General features: G+C 49.2%; 16 protein-coding genes. 10 read left to right on the top strand and 6 right to left on the bottom strand.

The window, feature by feature from the left end; all coding sequences use genetic code 11:
• Positions 1-48: 48 nt before the first annotated feature.
• From ACTNE6_RS13385 to ACTNE6_RS13370, 4 genes are all read left to right on the top strand, one after another.
• Complete coding sequence (locus ACTNE6_RS13385; protein WP_442497088.1) at positions 49-876, top strand: CvfB family protein; 828 nt, start codon at positions 49-51, stop codon at positions 874-876.
• A gap of 330 nt (positions 877-1206) precedes the next feature.
• Positions 1207-3792 carry a sensor histidine kinase gene (locus ACTNE6_RS13380; protein ID WP_442497087.1) on the top strand — a complete coding sequence of 862 codons (2586 nt, stop codon included), beginning with the start codon at positions 1207-1209 and terminating at the stop codon, positions 3790-3792.
• Positions 3789-4226, top strand: a complete 438-nt coding sequence (locus ACTNE6_RS13375) for a response regulator (protein WP_194969572.1) — start codon at positions 3789-3791, stop codon at positions 4224-4226. Before ACTNE6_RS13380 ends, ACTNE6_RS13375 begins: the two co-directional genes overlap by 4 nt.
• A 25-nt stretch (positions 4227-4251) precedes the next feature.
• A complete protein-coding gene (locus tag ACTNE6_RS13370) occupies positions 4252-6705 on the top strand; it encodes an EAL domain-containing protein (protein ID WP_442497086.1) in 2454 nt (817 codons plus the stop codon).
• Positions 6706-7394: 689 nt separating this feature from the next.
• Here the strand turns inward: ACTNE6_RS13370 and ACTNE6_RS13365 are convergent.
• The 6 genes from ACTNE6_RS13365 to ACTNE6_RS13340 all read right to left on the bottom strand — a co-directional run bounded on the left by ACTNE6_RS13365 (position 7395) and on the right by ACTNE6_RS13340 (position 16731).
• Positions 7395-8357, bottom strand: a complete 963-nt coding sequence (locus tag ACTNE6_RS13365; RefSeq protein ID WP_442497085.1) for a CobW family GTP-binding protein — start codon at positions 8355-8357, stop codon at positions 7395-7397.
• Positions 8358-10394 (bottom strand): TonB-dependent receptor, encoded by a 2037-nt coding sequence (locus tag ACTNE6_RS13360; RefSeq protein ID WP_442499698.1) that lies wholly within the window; start codon positions 10392-10394, stop codon positions 8358-8360.
• A gap of 79 nt (positions 10395-10473) precedes the next feature.
• Entirely contained in the window at positions 10474-10956 is a 483-nt protein-coding gene (locus tag ACTNE6_RS13355) for a transcriptional repressor (RefSeq protein ID WP_194969574.1), read from the bottom strand.
• A gap of 212 nt (positions 10957-11168) precedes the next feature.
• Positions 11169-11792 (bottom strand): response regulator transcription factor, encoded by a 624-nt coding sequence (locus tag ACTNE6_RS13350; RefSeq protein WP_434482253.1) that lies wholly within the window; start codon positions 11790-11792, stop codon positions 11169-11171.
• A complete protein-coding gene (locus tag ACTNE6_RS13345; RefSeq protein ID WP_442497084.1) occupies positions 11782-13635 on the bottom strand; it encodes a PAS domain-containing sensor histidine kinase in 1854 nt (617 codons plus the stop codon). The genes ACTNE6_RS13350 and ACTNE6_RS13345 overlap by 11 nt, the downstream gene beginning before the upstream one ends.
• 117 nt (positions 13636-13752) lie before the next feature.
• Positions 13753-16731, bottom strand: a complete 2979-nt coding sequence (locus ACTNE6_RS13340) for a CheR family methyltransferase (RefSeq protein ID WP_442497083.1) — start codon at positions 16729-16731, stop codon at positions 13753-13755.
• A gap of 554 nt (positions 16732-17285) precedes the next feature.
• On the opposite strand from ACTNE6_RS13340, the gene ACTNE6_RS13335 reads away from it, so the two are divergent.
• From ACTNE6_RS13335 to ACTNE6_RS13310, 6 genes are all read left to right on the top strand, one after another.
• On the top strand, positions 17286-17459 hold the full coding sequence (locus ACTNE6_RS13335) for a hypothetical protein (RefSeq protein WP_194970721.1): 174 nt from the start codon (positions 17286-17288) through the stop codon (positions 17457-17459).
• A 387-nt stretch (positions 17460-17846) separates the two neighbouring features.
• On the top strand, positions 17847-19994 hold the full coding sequence (locus ACTNE6_RS13330) for a sensor domain-containing protein (RefSeq protein ID WP_442497082.1): 2148 nt from the start codon (positions 17847-17849) through the stop codon (positions 19992-19994).
• Between the two features lie 172 nt (positions 19995-20166).
• Positions 20167-20367: a DUF2934 domain-containing protein gene (locus tag ACTNE6_RS13325; protein WP_194970723.1), complete on the top strand. Its 201-nt coding sequence runs from the start codon at positions 20167-20169 to the stop codon at positions 20365-20367.
• Between the two features lie 95 nt (positions 20368-20462).
• Positions 20463-21203 carry a hypothetical protein gene (locus ACTNE6_RS13320; RefSeq protein WP_442497081.1) on the top strand — a complete coding sequence of 247 codons (741 nt, stop codon included), beginning with the start codon at positions 20463-20465 and terminating at the stop codon, positions 21201-21203.
• Between the two features lie 241 nt (positions 21204-21444).
• Positions 21445-23394, top strand: a complete 1950-nt coding sequence (ftsH, locus tag ACTNE6_RS13315; protein ID WP_442497080.1) for an ATP-dependent zinc metalloprotease FtsH — start codon at positions 21445-21447, stop codon at positions 23392-23394.
• Positions 23391-24371, top strand: a complete 981-nt coding sequence (locus ACTNE6_RS13310) for a zinc metalloprotease HtpX (RefSeq protein ID WP_442497079.1) — start codon at positions 23391-23393, stop codon at positions 24369-24371. Before ftsH ends, ACTNE6_RS13310 begins: the two co-directional genes overlap by 4 nt.
• Positions 24372-24622 lie beyond the last annotated feature (251 nt).

Raw genomic sequence — 24622 nt, 5'->3', positions numbered from 1 at the left:
GCTTCGTAGAAACAAGCCACTTTTCAAAAACTTATCGAGTATTTATTCATGATCAACATTGGCAAAATCAACAAGTTGAAAGTCGCCAGACAGCTGGGCTACGAGATATATCTCGATAGCGGAACCGCCAGGAAAATCCTGCTGGCCGATAAAAAACTGCCCACCAATTGCCAGGTTGGCGATACTTTGGATGTGTTCGTCTATGTCGATTCGGAAGGCCATCTGGCCGCGACGACGCAAAAGCCGCTGGCTCAGGTAGATGAAGTGGCTTGGCTGAAAGTGGTCTCTATCAATTATATCGGCGCTTTTCTAGACTGGGGACTGCCCAAGAATCTGCTGGTTCCATTCAGTGAACAGCACCATGAAATGGAAGTCGGCAAGTCCTATCTGGTCAAATTATTCCTGGATGACAAGGGGCGTATTGCCGCGACGACCAAACTGGACGAATGGTTAGAGGAAGAATCGGTCGATTTCAAGCCAGGCCAGAAAGTATCGCTGATCATCGCCGATAAAACCGATCTGGGCTATAAGGCTGTGGTCAACAATAGCCATTGGGGCCTGCTGTATAAAAACGAAGTGTTCCAACCTCTCAGAAAAGGGCAGAAGGCAGAGGGTTACATCAGGCAGATCAGGGATGACAAAAGAATCGATTTGATGCTGCATGAGCCCGGTTACGGCAAAGTCGAACCGCTGACCGATAAAATCCTGGCCAGGCTGAAGCAAAGCGGCGGCTATTTGGCATTGAGCGATAAAAGCCCGCCGGAAGCGATTTACGCGGCGTTCGGGGTCAGCAAGAAAGTGTTCAAGCAAGCCATCGGTGCCTTGTACAAGAAACAGCTTATCCTCATTGAAAAAGACGGAATCAGGCTGGTTTGATCCATACCCAGCAGTTCAGCATATAAAATCACAAAGGACTCAAGGCTCATGAAGGGCTGAGAGTCTGTATGATCTCATCATTTCCGTATTCCAAATAGCTCGTGAACTCTGTGGATGGTTCACCTGCCGATATCTTCTTGCGTGATTGCAGAGCAGTCTGAATGTGATTGCGTCAGCAAATACAAGTTCAAGTTTTTCGAATTTTCCACGCTGGTGTTGGTCACATTTCTAAAAATAAATAAAGGATCGGTTTCAGCGCAGTCATAAAAAATTATTGCACTGGTTCAGCACACTATCAAAAACAGCAAACTCAAATGGTGGTAGCCATTTATGAATGGAAGGTTTTTTATCGCAAACAAGGACCGCCAACGTTGGTTGATAATCCGCCAATGGATTTTAATATGGGTGCTGCTGACGCTGGTGCTGGCCGTCGTTCTGTGGATTGTTCATAAAACTCATGAGGCATCGACGCTGGCCTTGATGTATAGCGAAGGGCAACAGACCGTGAAGACCGCAAGCCAAACCGTTGACGAAGAATTGAGGCTACTGCATGGCGACATACTTTACCTGAGAGACCAGCCGGTGCTGCATGAATGGCTCGAAAAGCAATCCCCCATAGTCTGGAAGCGTTTGGGGAACGACCTGCTCGCCTTCGTCAAATACCGCGAACTTTATGACCAGATCCGGTTTCTGGATGAAAAAGGGCAGGAGAGAGTGCGTATCAACTGGAACCGGGGACAGCCCGTGATCGTGCCGGCGAGAGAACTGCAGGACAGGTCCGAACTCTATTTTGTCGAGCAAGCGCTCGCCCTGGACAAGGACGATATCTACATCTCTTCATTCGACCTCAGCATCGAGCATGACGCCATCGAGCAGCCGATAAAGCCTGTGATCCGGTTTGGCACGCCGGTATTCGACCGGCGCGGACAAAAACGCGGCATCATTCTGTTGAACTATCGGGGACAGCGATTGATCGATCAGCTTCGGGCGATTTCCAGGCAAAGCATCGGCAGCCTGTGGCTGCTCAACACCCAGGGTTATTGGCTGGTCGGCGCCCGCTCCGAGGACGAATGGGGCTTCATGTACCCCGACCGGAAGAACAAGCGCTTCGCCAACGATTATGGCGAGGCCTGGCGTTCTATTACCGAACACCCCGAACGCCCGCAATTCATGGCCAGCGGCGATTTGTTCACTTACGGTGCGATTACGCCGAGCGCACTGTTTGGAAAAGTCGGTGAGAACGTTGTCGCCGGCGATGCACACTGGCTGCTGGTCGCCCATGTGCCGGCCGAGGTGATTGACGAGAAAACGGTGGTACAAGCCCGGTGGTTTGCATTTAGCGCCTTAAGCCTGCTATTAGGCGCAGTCAGCTGGTTCATTGCCTTCTACCGCGTGAGGCGGCGACAGGTCGAAGAGGAAGTGGCGAGCAGCGAAGCCCGCTTTCGAGGGCTGCTTGAATCAGCGCCCGATGCCATCGTCATGACCAATCGCGAAGGCAATATCGTGCTGGTCAACGTTCAGACCGAGAAATGGTTCGGCTATACGCGCAATGAACTGTTGGGGCAGCCGATCGAAATGCTGGTGCCTGAGCGCTTTCGTGAGCACCATGAAGATTATCGGCAAGCTTATATGGATAAGCCATTGGTACGACCGATGGGAATTGGCCTCTATCTGTCCGGCCGCCGAAAGGATGGCAGCGAGTTTCCGGTGGAGATCAATCTGAGCCCGTCGAAGATAGATCAGGAACTGTTCGTAACCGGCATTATCCGCGACATTACGGAGCGCAAGCGGGCGGAGCGGGCACAGCTCGAGGCGCAAGCCAAGTATCGGGAGCTGGTCGACAATCTGCCGGTCGGCGTTTATCGCCAAACGCCAACGGCGGATGGACGGTTTCTGGAAGTCAATCCCGCCATCGTCGATATGTTCGAAGCCGAATCGGCAGAGCAATTACAGGCCCACCCGGTCAGTGATTTGTGCCGTGACCGGGGCTGCTGGCAAGACTTTATAGACAAAATCATGAAGCAAGGATTTGTCGGCAACGAAGAGATACAGCTGGTTACCCTGCAGGGGCGCGAGTTTTTCGCGGCCGTTAGCGCCGCCATGAAAAAAGACAGCGCCGGCAATCTTTATTTTGACGGCATCATCGAAGATATCAGCAGACGCAAGGCAAACGAACGGCGCATCCAGCAACTAAATATGGCCCTGCGCGATCGTGCCATGATTCTGGAATCAGTCAACCATGAGCTCGAAGCCTTCAGTTATTCGGTTTCGCACGATCTGCGCGCTCCATTGCGCGCCGTGGACGGTTTCAGCCGCATTCTACTTGACGAATATACGGATTGTCTGGATGAGACAGGCCAGGATCGCTTGAGACGGGTGAGGGCTGCTGCTCAGAAAATGGCGACATTGATCGATGATCTGCTCAAATTGTCGCGCATCACTCGGTCTGAGCTGAAGCGGGAAGATGTCAATTTAAGCGCGCTTGCCGACGAAGTGATTGAGGAGCTGCGCAAGCAGGAGCCGGAGCGCATTGTACAATATGCGATAGAACCGGGGGTAATCGTTTGGGGCGATGCCCGATTGTTGCGTGTCGTATTAGACAATTTGATCGGCAATGCCTGGAAATTCACGAGTAAACGGCCCGAAGCGCGGATCGAATTCGGCAGGCAAATGCAGGATGGTGAACCGGTCTATTTCGTGCGCGACAATGGCGCCGGCTTCGATATGGCTTATGCCGAAAAACTGTTTGGCGCTTTCCAGCGCCTGCACGACACCAGCGAATTTCCCGGCACCGGCATCGGGTTGGCGACCGTGCAACGGATTATCCATAAGCATGGCGGGCGTATTTGGGCTGAGGGTGCGGTCGAACAGGGAGCCATCTTTTATTTTACGCTGGAGGCGCGAGAGAATTTATGAACAATAAGGTCATTCTTCTGGTGGAAGATAACCCTGATGATGAGGCGCTGACTCTGCACGCCCTCAAGAAGAGCAATATTACCCATAAGATAATCGTGGCGCACAATGGCGCGGAGGCGCTGGATTATCTGTTTGGCACAGGCTCTTATGCAGGACGCGATCCTTATGATTTGCCGCTGGTCGTGCTGCTGGATCTGAAATTGCCCAAGATCGACGGCCTCGAGGTGCTGCGTCGCATACGGGATGATGAACGCACCCAGCTGCTGCCGGTTGTTCTTTTGACTTCATCCAATGAAGAAGAGGACCGGCTCAAAGGCTATATGCTGGGCGCCAACAGCTATGTCCGCAAGCCGGTCGACTTCGACGAATTTGTGCGGGCGGCAGGGCAGCTCGGCCTTTACTGGATATTGCTTAATGAGCCGCCGCCCGACTGATCGGATTGTAGAGAAAGGTGATGTCATGCTGAAGCGGGTAGATACTGCGCAACCCTTGCGCATACTGATCGTTGAAGACTCCGAAGATGATACGCTGCTGCTGGTGGATCAATTAGAGATAGAAGGCGGACAGTCTGTCGATTGGCAGCGGGTCGAGACGGAACAGGCTTTAACCGAGGCGCTGAAACAGCATTGGGATATCGTGTTGTCCGACTATACAATGCCGCATTTCAGCGGCATGCGGGCGCTTGAAGTAGTCAGACAGCACGACCTTGATCTGCCTTTTATCTTTGTGTCGGGAACGATCGGCGAAAATACGGCCGTGCTGGCGATGAAGTCCGGCGCTCAGGATTATGTTATGAAAGGCAATCTGACGCGCCTGGTACCTGCCGTGGAGCGCGAACTTGAAGAAGCGCAACTGCGCCGCGAACAGCGTCAGGCCGAAGACATGCTGCGCAAACTGTCCCTGGTCGTGGAGCAGGCAGCCGAAAGCGTTATCATTACCGATCCCGATGGCTGCATCGAATATGTCAATCCGGCGTTCGAGAGACTGACCGGCTATACACGCGCCGAGGCTGTGGGTTGCAAGCCCTCCATATTGAAATCCGGCCAGCAGGGTCAAGCTTTTTATCAGCATCTCTGGCAAACGGTGCTCAAGGGCGACATATTTACAGGCACCTTGATCAACCGTAAAAAAGACGGCGAGCTGTTCTATGAGGATAAAGTCATCACGCCTTTGAAGGACGAGCAGGGGCATGTTACGCATTTTGTTTCTACGGGACGTAATATCACCGAGCGCGTCAAGGCCGAAGAAGCACGCGCCCAGTTGGCCGCCATTCTGGAGGCCACGACCGACCTGGTCGCAATCCTTGATCTGGGAGGCTGCCTGCGTTACCTCAATAATGCCGGTTATCGCTTGCTCGGCCTCGACCCCAAAACGGATATCAGCAAAGTCTGTCTGACAGAGTTGTTTCCCGAACGCATAGAACATCAATTAAAAAACGAAGCGCTGCCTATCGCTTACCATACAGGCACTTGGTCCGGAGAGACGGCTTTGCGGCGTATAGACGGCATAGAAATCCCGGTGTCCCAGGTGTTGCTGGTGCATTATGATTCGGCTGGAAAAGTCGAATACCTGTCCACGATTGCCCGCGATATTTCCGAACGCAAACGGTTCGAAGCCGAATTGCAGCATCAGGCTACACACGATCTTCTGACCGGCTTGCCAAATCGGGTTCTGTTGCTGGATCGGCTTGCCGCGGAATTGGAGCGTGCCCGGCATGCCAATAATTTTGTGGCCGTATTGTTCCTGGACATTGATAACTTTAAGCGGATCAACGACAGCATGGGGCATGCGGTCGGCGATACCTTGCTCCAGCAGATCGCCGACCGGCTGCAGGCCGCTTTGCGCCCTAATGATACGATCGCCCGCCAGGGCGGCGATGAGTTTGCGATCATAGTGGGCGATCTGCCGCGCACGGAAAACCTGATGGTCGTGCTGCGCAAAATTTATGCGGCTTTCGATCGCCCGATGTCTCTGGGCCTCCAGGAAACCTACATTACCTTCTGCACCGGCATCGCCATCTATCCGAACGACGGCACCGGCGTCGAAGAATTGTTGCGCAATGCCGGTACAGCCCTGTACCGGGCCATCATGTCAGGTCATAATCAGCACCGCTTCTACGCGCCGGATATGAACGCCCGCAGCCATGAACTGCTGACGTTGGAGACTGATCTGCGCCTGGCTTTGAAGCGCAATGAGTTTCTGGTCTATTACCAGCCTCAGGCTGAGCTTAACACCGGCCGCATTGTTGCCATGGAAGCATTGATTCGCTGGCGGCATCCGCAACGCGGACTGGTGACGCCGGCCGGCTTCGTGTCAATGCTGGAGGAGTCCGGATTGATCATGCAGGCGGGCGAGTGGATCTTGAACCAGGCTTGTGCTGAATACAGAGAAATGGGGCTTCACGATGTGCGTATTTCCGTCAACGTCTCGGCTTCCCAGTTCAACGATCCGGACTTGCTGCACAAGGTATGCCGTGTCATGAAACGGGACAACATCCCCCCGAATGCGCTGGAACTGGAAATGACCGAAAATACCGTCATGCAGGACCCGGCAGCGGCGGCCGAGATCCTGAAGAAATTACGGGCATTGGGCGTGCGCATCGCCATTGACGATTTTGGCACCGGCTATTCATCGCTATCCTATCTCAAACGCTTTCCACTGGATGCGCTTAAAATCGACCAAGGCTTTGTGCGCGATCTGGCCCATGATACCAATGATGCGGCCATTGTCGAGGCCAGCATCACGCTCGGCAAAAAGCTCGGTCTCGAGGTCGTCGCCGAAGGCGTCGAAGGCAAGGAGCAATTCGATTTTCTGCGCGCCCACGACTGCGATCTGGCGCAGGGCTACTATGTCAGCCGTCCCCTACGCAAGAATGAACTGATCGATCTGCTGCGGGAAGGCCGGCGCTGGTGAAAAGGGCATAGGCCAGTCATGCAGGCTGGGTTGGCGCTTTAGCGGAAACCCGGCATAGGGCTTTGAAATGCCGGGTTTATCATCCAGCCTGCAATAAAATAAACGCTCAACCGTCCGGAACCAACATGCTGCGATAAACTGCCGGGCCGCATCAATTTTTCAAACATTCCTGTCAGAGATAAAATGAGCGGATACTCCACCGGATATCTCTGAGCGGTTTTCATTCAGTTCCCGGTTTGACCGACCATTCTGATTGTGAGTCAGGTTGTATGACTCGAAACCGAGCAATACGTACAACCGTTAACCTGCCTGAATAATTGACCTGCTTTTTTCAGGGCACTGTCGCAATTGCTGATGGCTCCCAAATATTGAATCGCTTCCTTGGCAGGAAGATGAGCGCAATCCGATCTATGAACCACATGATCGCCATTGCTTTGAGCATTTCTCTCAACGTAAAACTCTGCCATAGTCGATACCTCTTCAGTTTGAGTTGTCTGAAAATTGGCTCGAAAAAGTCAGTCCGTATGACCAAATCCGGCTTCTGTCGGGCTTCGCACATTCAACCTGCACGATGTCATAAAAATGACAGAATATAACGCTGAATACCGGAAACTATCGAGCTCGTTTAACAAAGTAGCAGAATTTGTACCAGCTCAAGTCAATGGTGCGACGATCTGTGAAGATTGTCGCTAAATCAAATGGGGCGTAGCCAGACCTGACTTTACAGCTTCAGTCAGGCCTTTTACCTCGCCGTCGGTGATAAACACCAGCCGGCTGCGGCCATCATCCGATGTTCTGGAGGGCAACAGCGTCGGCGGATAAAGCCGGCCGGCCGATCCTTGCACGCACACCGGAGCATCATGCTCGGTAGTGTAAACCACGCCTTTCAGGCGCAGCAATTGGGTGGCATGCCGGTCTAGCAGGCTCTCCAGCGCAGTTTTTAAGCGCGGCCAGGAAACAGGATGGTCGAGTTGCAGTGTTGTGCTGCCAAACCCGTGTTCCGGTATTGGCGTATTGGTTTTCAGTCGATAGCAATTTCGTCTCGGAAACGCAAGCAAAGTGGCGGGATTAATGTCGCCATGCGCAGCCTGAATTTTTGATGCTGCCGGCGCCAGACGATTCAACAGCGCTATCAGGTTGTCTATTTGCTGGTCTTCCGCCAGATCCGTGTGCGTAATGATCAAGGTATCGGCCCAGGCAATCTGGGCCAGGGCCTCGGGAAAGCGGTTCAAGACATCCGCGCCGGAAGCGGCTGAAACCGTCACGATCACGCCATCCAGTCGATAGCGCGATGATAGCCAGCGCTCTCTTAATAAAGTGTCCAGCACCGGCTCGGGGTTGGCGATGCCGCTGGTCTCGATCAGTACGCGGTCGAACGGCTTCTGGGCTTGCGATTGCCAGGCCATGCGCAGGTTTTTCAGCAGTGGCGTTAAAGCGCCGTGTACCTGGCAGCACAGACAACCGCCCGACAAGGTGCTTAACGGTACGTTATGTTGTCTCAGTAATTGCTGATCGACAGGTACGGCGCCGAATTCATTGATTACGACAGCCGAGCGCGGCGCATGGTTTAGCAGGCGGTTCAGCAAGGTGGTTTTGCCGCTGCCGAGAAAGCCGCTTAAGATGATGACGGGAATTTGTGCAGGCGAATTCATTTAATAACTCAATCTAAAGCCCACTTCCGCTCCACGCCCGGCTTCCGGCGCAAAGTTGCGCAGATAAGAGGTCGAATTGCGAATATTTTGATCGAGCAAATTACTGCCTTTGGCGAACAACATCAACTCGGCGTCCTTATAAGCTTTGATTCTGTAATTAGTGCCTACATTGAGCAGGAAATAACCAGCGGTCGAGGTTTCGAAGTCGCCGGCATGCGGCTGGGAATCGGCGCGGGTAAAGCGCAGGTAACCGGAAAATTCCTGCTTGCTGTAATCCAGTTGCAGTCCATAGCGCAGCGGCGGCATGCGAGGCACATCGCCGCCATTGACGAATTGCCCCCGGGTGTAGTCGCTGAACAAGGTCAGGTCCAGCTGACCATGACGGTTTTCCATCATTGGGAAGACCAGCTTGGCCTCATAGCCTTTGAAGATCGCGTCATTCTGGCGGGTGGTCAGCACAGGCACGCAGTCGACGGCACAAGGATTGTCGTCCTCGTCGACGAATTCGCCGCTGCGCTGCTGCGTGATGTAATCGCTGGCCCAGTTGTGAAACAGATCGAATTCAGCGCGCATCCAGTCAGAGCTGAAACGGTAGCCCAGGTCCAGGTTGTAAGAAGTTTCTTCTGTTAAATTAATGTTGCCGCGTTCGAAGCTGCGCGTGGCATCATGGAAGCCGTTGGTCAGCAATTCCTGGACATTGGGCGCCCGCGAGGAACGGGTGACGGCCAGATTCAGATTGTTTTGGTCATTGACTTTCCACTCTGCCGAGACCGACGCACTGACCGGCGTATAGCTGAGGTCATTCATGCCCTCCGGCTGGATGTCGGTTTGTTCGACCCGAGCGCCGAGCTGGTAGGTGACTGCGCCAACGTCAATCGATTCCACCGCAAACACGCCGTAGCTGTTGATCTGGGAATGCGGAATGATGTGCTCGCCAGTGAGCTTTTCAATGGCATTAAAGTCGCTCGCTTGCGCCTGAAAACCTACCGAGCCATACAATGGTCCCAAGTCCTGATGAGTCAGTTCCAGCCGGCCTTCGTAAGTTTTATTGGTGTAAAATGCGCCGGGTTCGCCATTGGCTATCTCCGTGTGCTGATAATCAGTGTAGCCGAACCGGGTGCGCAGGCTCTTGGCAAAGCGGAACGGATCCTGTAGCTCGCTTTTAAAATCGTACTTATCCTGCCTGAGGGCGATCCGCACAGTTTCCTCGCCGGTGCCGTCCGGCGCGATGCCGTAATTATTGTTCAGATTGTTGATAGAAATGCCGGCGAATCCCGGATCGCCGATCCAGGACAGACCGGCCGAGCCGCTGATGGCTTCAGCACCGGTATTGTTCAGATGGCCGATGGGATTGTCGACTACAACCAGCGACGGATCGGTGATCGATACGGCAGCGGTATCGATGGCACGGCCGCCGATATCGAGATTGCCGCGATGGCGGAAAAAACCGTCGAGATGATAGGCAATGTTGCCTTGCCCGCCTTCCAGCTTCATCGTGGTACTGGTTTCATTGGACGTGGAGTCAAAGCGCTGTTCCAAGGCGCCGCCCAATAACTTATCCGGCATCTGGCCGGGGATGCGATTGTCAATGACGTTGACCGCTCCGCCTATTGCGCCGCTGCCATAGAGTAAAGTGGCGGGGCCGCGCAGCACTTCGATGCGTTCCGCCAAAAGCGGCTCGACACTGGTGGCGTGATCCGGGCTGAGCGCCGAGACATCATTGCTGCCAATACCGTTATTTAGCACTCGTACCCGAGGGCCGGCCTGGCCGCGAATGACCGGCGTACCCACGCCGGGGCCGAACGACTGATTGCTGATGCCCAGTTCGTCTTTTAAGGTGTCACCGATGCTGTGACCGGTCTTCATGCGTAGTTCGTCATCTGCCAGTATCGTTACAGGAGCCGCTGTTTTCAATGAGTCGGCTCGCAAAGGCGCAGTGACGACCACTTCCTCCAATTCAATAGTCGATGATTCTTCGGCAAGCACAGGAACAGTGAGAGATCCTGATGCAGCCAGTAAAATCAATTTTTTGTACATCATCGTTGTAAATTAATAAAAACTAATGTTATATCGTTACACTTAAGCCATAAATGGACAGGCGCTTTTTGCGTTCAGATTAGGCTGATTGATCATGAGATGATGCGCATCCAGCGCAGGTGCCATGGATTTCAATCGATTTATAGCTGATGGAAAAACCGGCCTGTTTGATTTCCGACGATAGGGCATGCATGACTTCGAAGGCGGCGCGTTCTTCAATCTCATGACACTGATCGCAAATCAGCAGTAGTTGTTCATGCTGTCTGCCTGAGCAATTGCAGCCGACATAGGCATTAAGGCTTTCCACTTTATGAATCAGGCCCTGACTCATCAGGAAATCCAGCGCGCGATAGACGGTTGCCGGCTTGGCGGAATAGTTCAAAGGCTTGATTTGATCGAGCAGGTCATAAGCCTTGACGGCTTTGTGGGTCTCCCAGATCAACTCCAGCACTTTGCGGCGTATCGGCGTCAATTTCACGCTGCGGTTGATGCAAAGTCGTTCCGCCATGTTGATGGCTTCGGAAATACATTTTTCGTGATCGTGAGACAGGGAGTAGCTCATGGTTTCATTGGAAAAAGTTAATCAGAAAGAATCAACAATCCATTTGCGATGCAGACGGAGGCTGAATATCTATTGAAATGTTATGTTATAACATTTTAAACGAAAAAGATAGCTAGCGTGCTAACCGATCGTATTGCTTTAAGTTTGTGAGTTATAGCGGGCGATTGCTTGACTTGACGAGCGTGTTTATCGTTCTGATTGTGGGCGGGTTTTTACAGGAGGTCGCACTGCATTGCCATAACCATCAATTCGGCCAGATTTTCGGCCTGCATTTTTTCCATGATATGGGCTCTGTGTACGTCAATGGTGCGGTTGCTGATATCGAGTATTCTAGCGGCTTCTTTGTTGGAATGACTCCTGACTATCAGGTTCAGTACTTCTCTCTCACGTGTTGTTAAATGACTGAGACGTTCGAGTATCTTGTTTTTCTCTCTGAGTTGCTCTCTAACTTGAGCATCTTTGCTCAGGGCTTCTTCAATGCGGCTCAGCAATATTTCTTCATTGAACGGTTTTTCCAGAAAATCGACGGCTCCGGCTCTGAATGCTTTGGCCGAATCGGGCACATCCGCATGGCCGCTGATGAAGATAATGGGAATATCTATGCTTCTTCTGATGAGCTCTTCCTGAAGATCCAGCCCGCTCATGGACGGCATTCTAACGTCCAGAAGCAGGCAGCTTGGCTGTTCAGGATCATAGTGGTCCAGAAAGGATTCGGCCGATTCGAAACTCATCACAGGCTGTCCAGTTGATTCGATCAATATCGTCAGCGAATCACGCACGGCGAATTCATCATCAACTATATAGACTATAGGAGTCGTCGGCTTGTTATGCGTCATTAGATTTCCTCCGTACAGGTATAGTGAAATAAAAAGTACTGCCTTTTCCTGCCTTGCTGGCGAAATGCAATGAACCGTCATGGGATTTGACTATAGATTGGCTGATGGACAATCCCATTCCCATGCCGGACGATTTGGTCGTATAAAAAGGCGTTAATATTTTCTTTTGGCTGGACTCGCCGAGTCCGTGGCCGTTGTCTTTGACCTTTACTTCGATAAAATTCTCATCATTCAAAAGTGTCTGAATGAAGAGCTTTCGTTGTTTGTTATGTGCCACGTCTTTCAACGCATCGATGCTGTTTCTGACAAGATTTAGAATGACCTGTTCAATTTGAACGCTATCGACATAAATACTCGGCAGATTATCGGCCAGGTTGAAAGACAGCTGGATATTGTATTGTTTTAAATCTGTTATTGACAGGCTGACCGCATTTTCGATCAGCGCATTGATGTCGGCGGTCGACCGATGTATTTTTTTGGACCTGACAAAGTCCCGCATGTGATGGATGATCTGTCCGGCTTTCAGCGCCTGGTCATGGGTTTTTTCCAGAATTGATCTGAGTTTTGCCAGATCGGGTTGATCAGCCTGAATGAAACGCAGACAGGCCTGCGCGTAATTGACGATCGCTGTCAGCGGCTGGTTGACTTCATGAGCGATGCCCGATGCCAGTTCCCCCATCAGGCCGAGACGCATGACATGGGAAAGCGCTTCCAGATGCTCTTTCTGCTGCAATTCCTGCATCTTGCGCTGGGTGACGTCACGGACAATGCTGGTGAAATAATTCTGGCCGTCGAGCGTAAATTCAGCGATGGATATATCCAGCGGCACTGCAGAGCCGTCTTTGCGCATGCCCTCAACCTCGCGAATGCGGCCCAGCACTTTGGGCATATCGGCTTCTTGCCGATAGCTCTTTCGCTCGCGATGAGAGCATTTATCCTGCGATAAGGGCATGAGTTTGTTGATGCTGCAACCGATCAGTTCTGCTTCCGTATAGCCAAAAATGGTTTCTACCGCTGCATTCGCGGAAATGATCTTGCAGGACATATCGCAGGTGATGATGCCTTCTACAGACGCATTGAAGATGGAATTAAGTTTAGCCTCGCGCTCCAGTATCTGCTGCTTGGAATGCTTGAGCTCTTCAACCAGTTGGGTTAGGTTCTGATTGCTCAGCGACAAATCGCAATCTTGCTTGAGCACCTTTTGAGCCAATTTCTTATTGAGATTGGCTATGGTTTCTTCAGCGCGTTTGCGCTCCGTAATGTTGTTTAAAGTCAGCCAGATTTCGCTGTCATTATTATTGATGTCATTGATTTTACCCTGACATTCCACATGAGTGATCTCGCTGCCGTCACTCTTGAGCCGGACATCCAATGACTGATGAGTGCGTTCCGTTGCCAGCCTGCGCAGGAATAAATAGTACTGGTCCTGGTCGCTGGCATCGATATATTGCGCCAGTTTCCTGTTGATCAGCTCCTCAATGGGATGATTCAATAGACGCGTCGCAGTCAGATTGGCCTGCAGGATAACGCCGTCTTTATTGAGGGTCAGATAGCCAACCGGAGAAAGGTTGTATAAGTTGGCATACAGGTCGCGTGAGGCGAGCAGCTCCTGATGCGTTCTGTTCAACTCCTCATTCTGGAGCTCAAGCTCTATCTGGTGGACCTGAAATTCGAACAGTAGCTTTTGAATTTCCTGGCTGGACATGCGCGTAATGTCGGTTCCGGATTTGTTAAGCATCGTTTCCGCCCGATTGCGGAGATTCTCGCGATACTGGACAAGCAGGTTCTCCGCATCTGTCTGGAGAATTTCGTAATCGATATTCCCGTCGAATGAATTAAACATGGCGATTTATTCCAGCGGATAAGTGAAAAAGTGAACGCCTGCGGTTGGGGCAGGCGCTCGCCGGATTTATAGTGCGCAATTTTTGCCTATGCGCCGGAGAAATTAGGACGATTGTATTCATGGATTATCCCGTTCGACATCTTCAATGGCTAACAGAATGCGTCTGGCATTGGTCGATGACTGCTGAAGCAAGCGGCCATTGAGGGTTAGATGTTTTTTTCCTATGACAGGGCATTCACACGTATAGTTAAACGCATCGAAAGGCGTATTGCTGTTTAATGTTTCGTATAAATGGCCGCGTAATTGATCCGAATCCCAGGCCGACCTATTGATAGTGAAGAAAGATTGTCCTGTCAGGTCTTCATGGGACGGATTGAAAGTCTTATGAAACGCAGGATTGGCGGTAATGATGCTGAGATTTTCATCGAGCACCAGCAGCGGGTTGGATACGGTATTGACAATCGCGCTGGCCATACTGGCGTCCAAAGCCGCCTGTTCGGCTTTCTTCAGTCTGTCGATGTCGATAAACGTAATAACCAGCCCGTCGATCATGTTTTCCGCGGTTCGATACGGCAGGATGCGCAACAGATACCACGCACCGTTTGTGGACTGCACTTCTGCATCCTTGTAAATCAGTGTTTGCAACACCGCTTTGGCATCATCTATCAGGTGGGCATATTTAAGACTTGACGCCAGGTCGCCGAGCGGCCGCCCTATATCGCTGTTGATCAGATGGACAATATTGATGGCCGATTTGGTGAAGCGTCTTATTTTGAGGTTATTGTCGAGGAAGATGGTTGCAATATTCGTGCTGTTCAAAAGATTTTGCATATCGTCATTGATCTTCGATAAGGCATCGACTTTTGTTTGAAGCTCGCTGTTGATGGTATTTAATTCTTCATTCAAAGACTGCATTTCTTCCTTGGAAGTTTCCAGTTCTTCGTTGGAGCTTTGCAGCTCTTCATTGGCCGATTGCAGTTCTTCGTTCGTGGATTTGAGTTCTTCGTTCGATGTTTCCAGTTCCTCGATAGTTGCGCGCAGTGATTTTTTAGTAGAAAGCAGTTCATGAGCGAGCTGCTCCTTATCGTTTTTATTGATCAGGATCGGGAAGACAGCTGGCTCGCCAGTTTGTGAGCCGGCATCTTTATGATGCGGATGAAAACTGACCAGGAACAGATCCTGTAGTGCTTCCGGCTCCAGGAGCCTTACCAGCTTCAGGTCGATCGTTTCAAAACCGTTATTGGTTTTGACCTTGATTCCACTATTGATGATTTCCATATCGCCCTTTTTTTGGACTTTACGCAGCGATGTCGCTAATGGCACGCGCAAGCCCTCTCTGGCCATTTCGATGATATTCCAGTTGGGCTGGCCTTGCGCAGGTTCCAGATAATTTCCTGTATGGCCATGAATGTAAATAATTCTGCCGTGTTCGTCGATGATAATGCAGACCGGCGCATAGCGCTCCAGCAATAACTTCTCAATTTGCCGGGCGATCTGGCCGGGCTGGGAGTCGAGTTTGTGTGATTTATCTTCCATTGATGGTGCGTTTTTGGCGCTTGTCGGCAACAAACGGGGTTTGGATGTCGGCAAACCGGCCTGGATATCTTTTCGCTGATAGATCTTGCTCTTTTTGTCAACAACTGAGAACAGATGATCAAAATTGCCGATCGACTCAGATGTGCCAAGAAACAGGAGGCCGCCTGGCTTCAGAGTGTAGTGGAAATGCGGAAAAATCTTTTTTTGCAGTTCGCCGTCCAGATAAATAAGCAGATTACGGCAACTGATCAAGTCGATGCGGGTGAATGGCGGATCCTGAAGCAGATTCTGCGTGGCAAATATCACGGTATCGCGAATTTCCTTGGCGATACGATACTGGCTGTCTTCCCGTTCAAAGTAGCGGGTCAGGCGCTCCGGCAAAACATCGGTTTCAATGCCGCTTGGATAAAGGCCTTCCCGTGCCTGAATGATGGATGACTCGTCCAGGTCGGTGGCAAAGATCTGAAAGCTGTAAGTTTTGCCATGTGTTTCATTATATTCTTTAAACAGAATGGCAAGTGAGTAGGCCTCCTCGCCGGTGGAGCATCCCGGAACCCATACGCGCATTTCGTAATTGTCGGGTTTATTTTCAAATAGTTTCGGCAGGGCAATATTTTTTAATGCCGCGAATGCGGGTTCGTCTCTGAAAAAATTAGTGACGTTGATCAACAGTTCCTTAAACAGTTTATCTATTTCAACAGGGTTCTCCTGCAGAAACTGCACGTAAGCGTTCATGGTCTGGATATGATGGATATTCATGCGCCGGCTTATGCGGCGGTTGACCGTGGTAGGCTTATAGGCAGACAAGTCATGGCCGGTGCGGTTGCGCAACAGGATAAAAATTTTTTGTAAAGGTTCGGTGGCAGCTAACATTTCCGCCGGTTCCAGCGTTTGAAAATTGTTGAAGCAAGGTGCATCAAAATATTGAAGCAGTTGTTGTCCCATTTTTTCAACGGGCAATACAAAGTCGACATCGCCCCTTGCTATCGCACTCTTGGGCATGCCGTCAAATTTTGCAGTTGCAGGATCTTGAACCATGGCCATGCCAGATGCGCTTTTGATGGCTTTTAGCCCCAAAGTGCCATCGGTACCGGTACCTGAAAGAATAATGCCGACACTCATTTCTTTTACATCTTCCGCCAGGGAATGAAAAAAGAAGTTTATAGGCATACGCATTGTCTCATGATCGGTTCTGTCCATAAGATAAATTCGACGATGGAATACGGCGAGATTTTTCCCGGGAGGACATACGAATATATGATCTTTTTTCAATGGCATACCGTCTTCGGCAGCAATCACAGGAATTTTGGTAAATCCAGCCAGTAAATCAGGTAGCAGGCTAATGTGTCTGGGCTGTTGGTGAGATACTACGATGAAAGCAAAACCGTTGTGCAACGGCAGATTGGAACAGAATGCTTCTAATGCTTGCAAGCCGCCGGCTGACGCTCCAATGCCGACTACAGGTAATAGAGAGCTTACTAAATGCTTTTTATGCTGTACATCATGAACACTTGATCTAGATGTGACTTTTGGCTCTACTTTGCTGTTGCCTGACTTCACAGAATAGGTCCTCTAATTTGCTACCTTGCTGAATTATTTTGGATTCTTGTTTCATTTCTTCATGTTTTTGGTGAAGGATTTCAGCTTAACACCCGATTAACCTTAAAAACAAGCGCTCTATCAAGAGCTTTGATGCCCTGTTTGAGAGAGGGTGCGCAGTATCAATAAATATGAGTAATTAAGGAAGCATCAGAACCAGTGACCTCAGCAAAGCGGCAGTCGAGTTAATCTACGAATTTTCCAGAATGAGCGTTCTTCAACAATTGCGGACCAATTTTCTCGAAACAGAATCTCAATTTCGTCTACGTGTAAGAAAATTACTACATTTCCCAATGGCTATATATGCGTAAAAACACTTAGGTGAATATACGAATGTTTTAATCAAGCTCTTTCTTTTATAAATATAAGACCATTTAAATAGTTTTAAGTTTAGCTTTGCAGGACTGCTTTCAAATTGAGTATCTCTTTAGGGTTTTTATACATAATTTATCCAAATAGATAGATTTTCAGATTTAAATGGTTGTTGAAAATTCAGATGAAATAGCGAGTATAAAATGTCGGCTAATATTAATGCACTTAAGCAACAGAAAAGTTTTGATTGGCATTACGAAATTGACGAGGTTGATATTGAGTTAAAGGAAAAGAGATTTATGGATGATGAGTTCGAGTATTACAAATCCACAAAAACCAAATCCAAGAAAAAAGTTCGCCAAGACAGGCAAAAATAAATTAAGTGAAATTCTGTAGATGATCGAATGTCAATGGGGCGAATTATCCGGCAAGGCATCAACCGGAACATCCGGAGAATCATGGCGGCCGTAAGAGTAAATCAAGTCATTATCAAATAACAACATTAAAGATTAAGTTAGATTTGACTGTTTTCCCTTCATTACGATCTGGCAAAGAATTCCAGCCATCTATGTTGTAAGACAGGCGTGAAGAGATTTATTCAAAGGCTTGAGTAAATCTCTTCAAAGTTGAAGATTGGGACCCAAGTGGGAAAATCACTATGTTGATCCAGCATAAATATCGCTATACAAGTTACCAGGAATGTTTGAAACATCCTGATGCAATGACGCCTTTATCGTGCGAAGTGATGAAGGAGTAAATGGGCTATGTTCAATTTATTTAAGGACGAATCGCAGAATGTTAATTCATTTTTTCTGTTTATGCAGAGCTTGGTGAATCGCAATCTGGCCGCTGAGGCCTTAAGAGTGAGCGAAACCAGGTATCGGAATTTACTGGAAAATATGGATACGGGCGTTGTATATCTAAATAATACTGGGACAATCATCTCTGCCAATCAGGCGGCAGAGCAAATTCTGGGCTTGCAGTCGGATGACATGATGGGGCGCGCATTGACCGAGACCTGCGCCAGGATTGTCAGAGAAGACGGTTCGATTCTTCCTCATGAGCAGCATCCGGCCATGCTGGCTTTACGCACCGGAAAACCGGTGGAAAATGTCGTTATGGGTTTTTTAAATCACGTACGACAAGATCATACATGGGTGATGACCAGTTCCATGCCGGAATTCCGCCCGGGAGAGCGACAACCCCATCAGGTTTTCATGACTTTGAACGATATCACTCAGCGTAAATTGGCCGAGGAGGAGTTAAATCTGGCATCGGTTATTGTCAATAATACGGGTGAAGGCATCATTGTCGCCGATCAGGACAACAACATCATTTCAATCAACCCTGCTTTTACGATTCTAACCGGTTTTTCCCGGCAGGAGGTTTTCGGCAGGAAAGCCGATTTTCTGCAATCCAAAAAAAATACCATAAAAATCAATGATGAGCTCCACAAAAGCAGAAAAAATAGGCACAGTTGGCAGGGCGAAATGTGGCATCGGCGTAAAAACAGCGATGATTTCCCTTGCTGGACAACCATCAATCAGGTCAAGGATGCGCAGGGTAAGACAACGCATTATGTGTATGTGGTTATGGATATTACCCATCTTAAAAAGGCTCAGAATCGTCTCGGATTTCTGGCTTATCATGATCCGCTGACTCAACTGCCCAACCGGATGTTATTAAAGGATCGCATCAATCATTCCCTGCAAAATGCGCGGCGGGAAAGCTCGCTGGTGGCTGTGCTGTTTCTTGACCTTGACCGCTTCAAGATCGTCAACGATACCTATGGGCATGCCGTCGGCGATGGTTTATTAAAGGAAGTGGCAAGGAGGATCAAAAATCTGGTCAGAAAGGAAGATACAGTGTCACGTTATGCCGGTGATGAGTTTATCGTGCTTATGGAAGACTTTTTGGACGCGAAAAGCCCCGCCAGATTGGCTAGAAAACTGATTGAAACATTTAACGACCCGGTTGAAGTCAAAGGTCACCGCTTGCAAATAACCACCAGCGTAGGCATCAGTTTGTTTCCACGGGATGGGGACGACACTGACAGTTTAATCAAGAATGCCGATGCCGCTATGTATCGCGCCAAAAAAGAAGGGCGCAATAACTTCCAATACTATAACCCGGAGTTAACGACGCAGGCTTTTGAAAAAATGGCTATGGAAAGCGATTTAAAACAGTCGATAGATAAAAATGAGCTGGTTTTATATTACCAGCCGCAAATCTGTCTTACGGCCGGAAACATTGTCGCTATCGAATCGTTAGTGCACTGGCAGCATCCGACTATGGGCTTGATAAATCCTGCACGCTTCATTTCCATAGCCGAAGAGAGCGGCTTCATTCTGGCTATGGGCGAATGGATGATAGAAACGGCTTGTAAACAGATGAGGCATTGGCTGGATGAAGGCGCGCCGATGAACAAAATAGTGGTGAATGTGTCGGCGGCTCAATTGCTGCGTTCCGATTTTGTGGCTACCGTTGAACGCATACTGCGCACGCACGGGCTTTCACCTCATTGTCTGGAACTGGAAATTAGCGAGAACAGTTTTATGGACAATGTCGAACCGATCATCAAGGCTTTAAACGGATTGGCCGAGGCGGGGGTAGATTTGACCATCGCTAATTTTGGCAAAGGCTATTTTTCACTCATCAATTTAAAGCGTATACCGGTAAAAAAGCTGAAAATTGACAGTTCATTCATATCTGAAATGTTGCGTAATTCCAACTACGAAGACATCGTACGCTCCATGATAGCCTTGGGGCACAGTTTGGATTTAAAAGTTATTGCTCCGGGTATTGAATCGGAAGCCCAGCAAAAGCTGCTGGCAGAGTTGGATTGCGATATGGGGCAAGGCCATTTTTATTATCCTCCTGCTTTGCCAGACGCAAATTTCTTTGCAAAATGATGTTGTGAAATTGATACATTTTAAAAAATTAAACAACGTTATTTATTTTTGCAACTGATTCTAAATGTTTGATTAATTAGGTAATTGCTAGGTAATTGTACGGATTGTTGCCAACTCCGTCTGTTCATAGAATAGACTCCAATGAATATTTCTTCGCACTTTAGGAAGAAAGATGAAAGATGATTGCAAAACCATGCAACACATGCCCAAGACAGCTATCAACCCTGATACGTTTCAGGAAATGGTGGCAGAACGCGCTTATTCCAAAGCCGAAAAAAGAGGTTTTGCAGCAGGACACGAACTCGAAGACTGGCTTGAATCCGAAGAGGAAATTAAAAATCAATGTTTCTACTGGTTTCAGGATGCGGAGTAGCTTTTTGAAACGGAGTTTTTTACTTCCTTAGTCTTTTTACCAAACACATTAAGTGATGCATGAACACACGGAATCTCCTAAACATGGTATTCAATATGAAGCGAAACAAAATAATTGACGTTCCCAGTTTTGACAATAAACTCACAGAACACAAGCAATGCGTCGCTTTCCATGAAGCCGGGCATGCAGCGGCAATTTATCTGAACAACAAGGCCCAGAGTCTGCCTCCGGTTTTCTTTCAGATTTTGTTCAAGGATATAGGAGCGGTTTCGGAAGGCCCTAAAAACGTTTATCACATCGCCCATGATGATTGTATTGCCAGAGTGGAAGGCGGACGGTTAATTCAATCATTGCCTTATTCCATGGATGAGTTTCTGGATAAATTGGCTGGACATGACGACATGGCTCAGGCAATGAAGGATTATGTCACGGCTTTCGAGGCAGACATCGTTAATCTGCTTATTGGTCCTCTTGCCGAAGCCAAATACATTGCTGATGCCGATAATGAGCTATTCAATCATCGTCTGGTCAATTTAAACGCATTGAAGAATTATGGCGGACGTTCTGATATCGCATCGGTCTATGAATATTTACAAAGTTACTCCCCCAGTAAACAACGGCAGGATGAGAAACTGGACGAGTTGTTTAATGTCGCCTTTGACTTCATAAACGACTATGAAAACTGGAAAGCAATTTCCAAGCTGGCCAATTACATTATCGACTCTGATAAAGATACGATCAGCTGTGAGGAGGTTATTGCCGTGCTTGAATCCACAAATGCGAACGATTTTGCGGAGGAGGCAGCGCAGCCAGATTGCTATGTAAAATATGCCTGATTAAGGTGTGACTGCTCTTTGATGGGGATAAGCCGTTGTATAACCAAATTAATAGAGTTCCCTGGACGATTGAAAGTTATTTTTTCTCTATCGCCAAAAGGGCTTTTCGGATACGGGAGCGGATTTGTTGACATGCTTCAGATTCATGGACAGGCAAGTATCTATCGATTGGCGGCCAAGGCCGTCCCACATTAAAACTGTGCCGCTTCTAATACAACGTTTAGGTTGAAGGAACTGTACAATGGATAAGCCGGTAAACAGCATTAAAAATCTATTGAATAAGTTATACAACTATTTGAAGGATTTGCTAATGGCCGGTTCCGGCTCACTCTCCAAGGAAAAGCCGGAGGTTGAGCTTCATAAACCCATCGACGAAAAAACGCCCGACTCCAAACAGCGAAGAATCATTTACCTGGCGCTGTTTTTCATAGTGTTATTGTCTTTGTTTAACAGCATCCAGGAAATTCAGCGGGATGAAATCCCTTATAGCCAGTTTCTGAAGTACGTAAAAGAAAAAAAGGTTGAAAAGGCTGTTGTTACCGACCGCTATATTACCGGCGTGATTAAATCGGACGATCCGCGCGAGCCGTCCAGGCCTTTCATGACCATTCCGCTATTACAGGATGATCTGGCTAATTTGCTGGAGCAAAACAACGTCGAATATGTAGTCAGAAGCGGAGAGAACTGGCTGACCAATATTTTGTTCAACTGGGTCATCCCGATTTTAATATTCGTTTTTATCTGGTCCTGGATTATTCGCCGCACCACCGGCGGACAAAGGGAATTCCTGAATCTGGGCAATAAAATCCGTATTCATCAGGATACGCTGCCCAAGATCACCTTTGACGATGTGGCCGGCGCCGACAATGCCAAACAGGAACTGAAGGAATCCATCGAGTTTTTGAAATCGCCGGAAAAAATACAAAGACTGGGCGGGCGCATGCCCAAAGGCATATTGCTGGTCGGCCCGCCCGGCACCGGTAAAACGCTGCTGGCACGGGCGGTCTCCGGGGAAGCGGGCGTGCCTTTCTTTAATATCAGCGGTTCGGAATTCATTGAATTGTTTGTCGGAGTGGGCGCAGCCCGGGTTCGCGATCTTTTCGAGCAGGCACGCAACAAAGCCCCCTGCATGATCTTTATCGACGAGCTCGACGCCATCGGCCGGTCGCGCAGCGGGCCTGTCATGATAGGCGGCCATGACGAGCGTGAACAAACCTTGAACCAGTTGCTGACCGAAATGGACGGTTTTGATACTTCGGTGGGCGTGGTCGTCATGGCGGCAACAAACCGGCCCGAAATTCTGGATAAGGCGCTGCTGCGCGCCGGACGCTTCGATCGCCAGATCATTGTCGATAAACCGGATTTGCAGGACCGCATCGAAATTCTGAAGCTGCACACTCGAAATATGGTTCTGGCTGATGACATCAATATCGAGATCATCGCCAAACGCACGCCGGGGCTGGTCGGCGCCGACCTTGCCAATATTGCCAATGAAGCGGCGATCATAGCGACCCGGGTCGGCCATAACAAAGTTGAAATGGAAGATTTCGAAGCGGCTATAGATCGCATATTGGCCGGACCTGAAAAGAAAAACCGCGCCCTCAGTCCCGACGAAAAGCGCCGGGTCGCTTACCACGAAGCGGGGCATGCGATGGTCGCCGAGCATGTGCCGACCGGACAGCCGGTGCATAAAATTTCCATTATCCCTCGCGGTGTGTCGGCCCTGGGCTTTACGCTGCAATTACCCGTCGAGGAAAAGTTTCTGTCCACCGAAGATGAGCTCAAGGATCAGTTAGCTATTCTGATGGGCGGACACGTCGCAGAAGAATTCATCTTTGGCAACATCTCGACCGGCGCCCAGAATGACCTGGAAAGGGCCAGCGAGATTGCCCGCAACATGGTCTGCAGTCTGGGCATGAGCAAAAAACTGGGACCGTTGACCTACGGCAAACGGCAGCAACTGCAGTTTTTGGAGGCAGAAACACCGGAAGTCCGCAATTTCAGTGATGAGACAGCTCGAATTATCGATACCGAGGTCATGGCGCTGATCGAAGAAGCTGAAACGCGCGCCCGCGGAGTGATTACAACCAACAGAGAGGTATTGGACAAACTGGCGAATCTACTGCAAGAAAAAGAAGTTGTTAACAGAGAAGAAATTACAGACCTACTTAAAAGCGAGATGAAACAGTGAATACGCAAGCAATCTGGGAGCAAAAACAGCTCAATCATCACCGCCTGAGCAATTTTTTTCAGTCGTTGATTTTATACGTCACAATGCAGTTCCTGATCTCCCTTGTCAGTTATTTGTTATGGGGTATGGAAGGATTGAAATGGGCGGCGACTGTTGGCGCAGTTCTGTTGCTCATCGGCATCAAATTTATGCCGGGAATTATCCTTAAACTGTACAGGGCGCGGCCGATCGTTCATGATGAGATTCCCGGTTTACAACAGCTGGTCTCGGAATTGGCGGCGCATGCCAAGCTTGGAGCCGTGCCGCAACTGTATTATGTGCCCAGCCGTACCATGAATGCTTTTAGCGTAGGCAATCACGACAAATCCTGCATCGTCCTGACTGACGGCCTGCTGCGTACGTTGAGCCGGCGCGAACTCATCGGCATCCTGGCTCACGAAATCACTCATATCGGCAACAATGACAATCAGGTGCTGAGCATCGCCGACATGCTCAGCCGAATGACCAGTTTGTTGTCTACTTTTGGCCAATTATTGCTGCTGATCAACCTGCCGATGTTTTTTCTGGGCGGCGTCATAGTGCCCTGGTCAGTGATTGTCATGATGCTTTTTGCTCCGATTATCAACAGTCTTTTGCAACTTGCGCTGCCGAGAGTGCGCGAATTCGAGGCGGATACGCATGCGGTATATCTGACAGGCGACCCTGACGGATTGGTAAGCGCATTATTCAAGATGGAATACTACGGTGCAGGCTTATTCGAATGGTTGTTCCTGGCTGGACACGGAACACCTGAACCGTCCCTGCTGAGAGCGCATCCCGCGACTGAGGAACGAATGAGAGAGCTAAAGTCTCATTTCAAAATAAGCAAAAACCCATCCAATGATGCTTCCGATGAATCCAGACTGCTTACCATTCCTCTGCATGTGCAGAGAGTTCAACGCAGGCCGCGCTGGCGAATAGGCGGCATGTGGTATTAAAGTCTGAAAACTTAATATCGTACTTTTTCACCTTTCAGTTGATCTTATCGGTTCATAGAAACCAGGACTCCGATTGAGTTGCACGACTAAAAACAGAGAAATTCGCCCTTTTTGAGATAAAAAAGCAGAAAAACAGAGCCGATCAGGATAAAAATAACCTTAAAATTATAGTGGTTAATTTCTTGACGGGCTGGTAAGCTTCTTTTATTGAATTAGGTGTTGAGTGGGAACTGTTTTTAACTGTCAGAGTC

Source organism: Methylobacter sp. sgz302048 (assembly GCF_052162025.1).
Classification (GTDB): domain Bacteria; phylum Pseudomonadota; class Gammaproteobacteria; order Methylococcales; family Methylomonadaceae; genus Methylobacter.
Note: the sequence above shows the minus strand (reverse complement) of the source record. Positions and strands in the feature narration are given on the sequence as shown.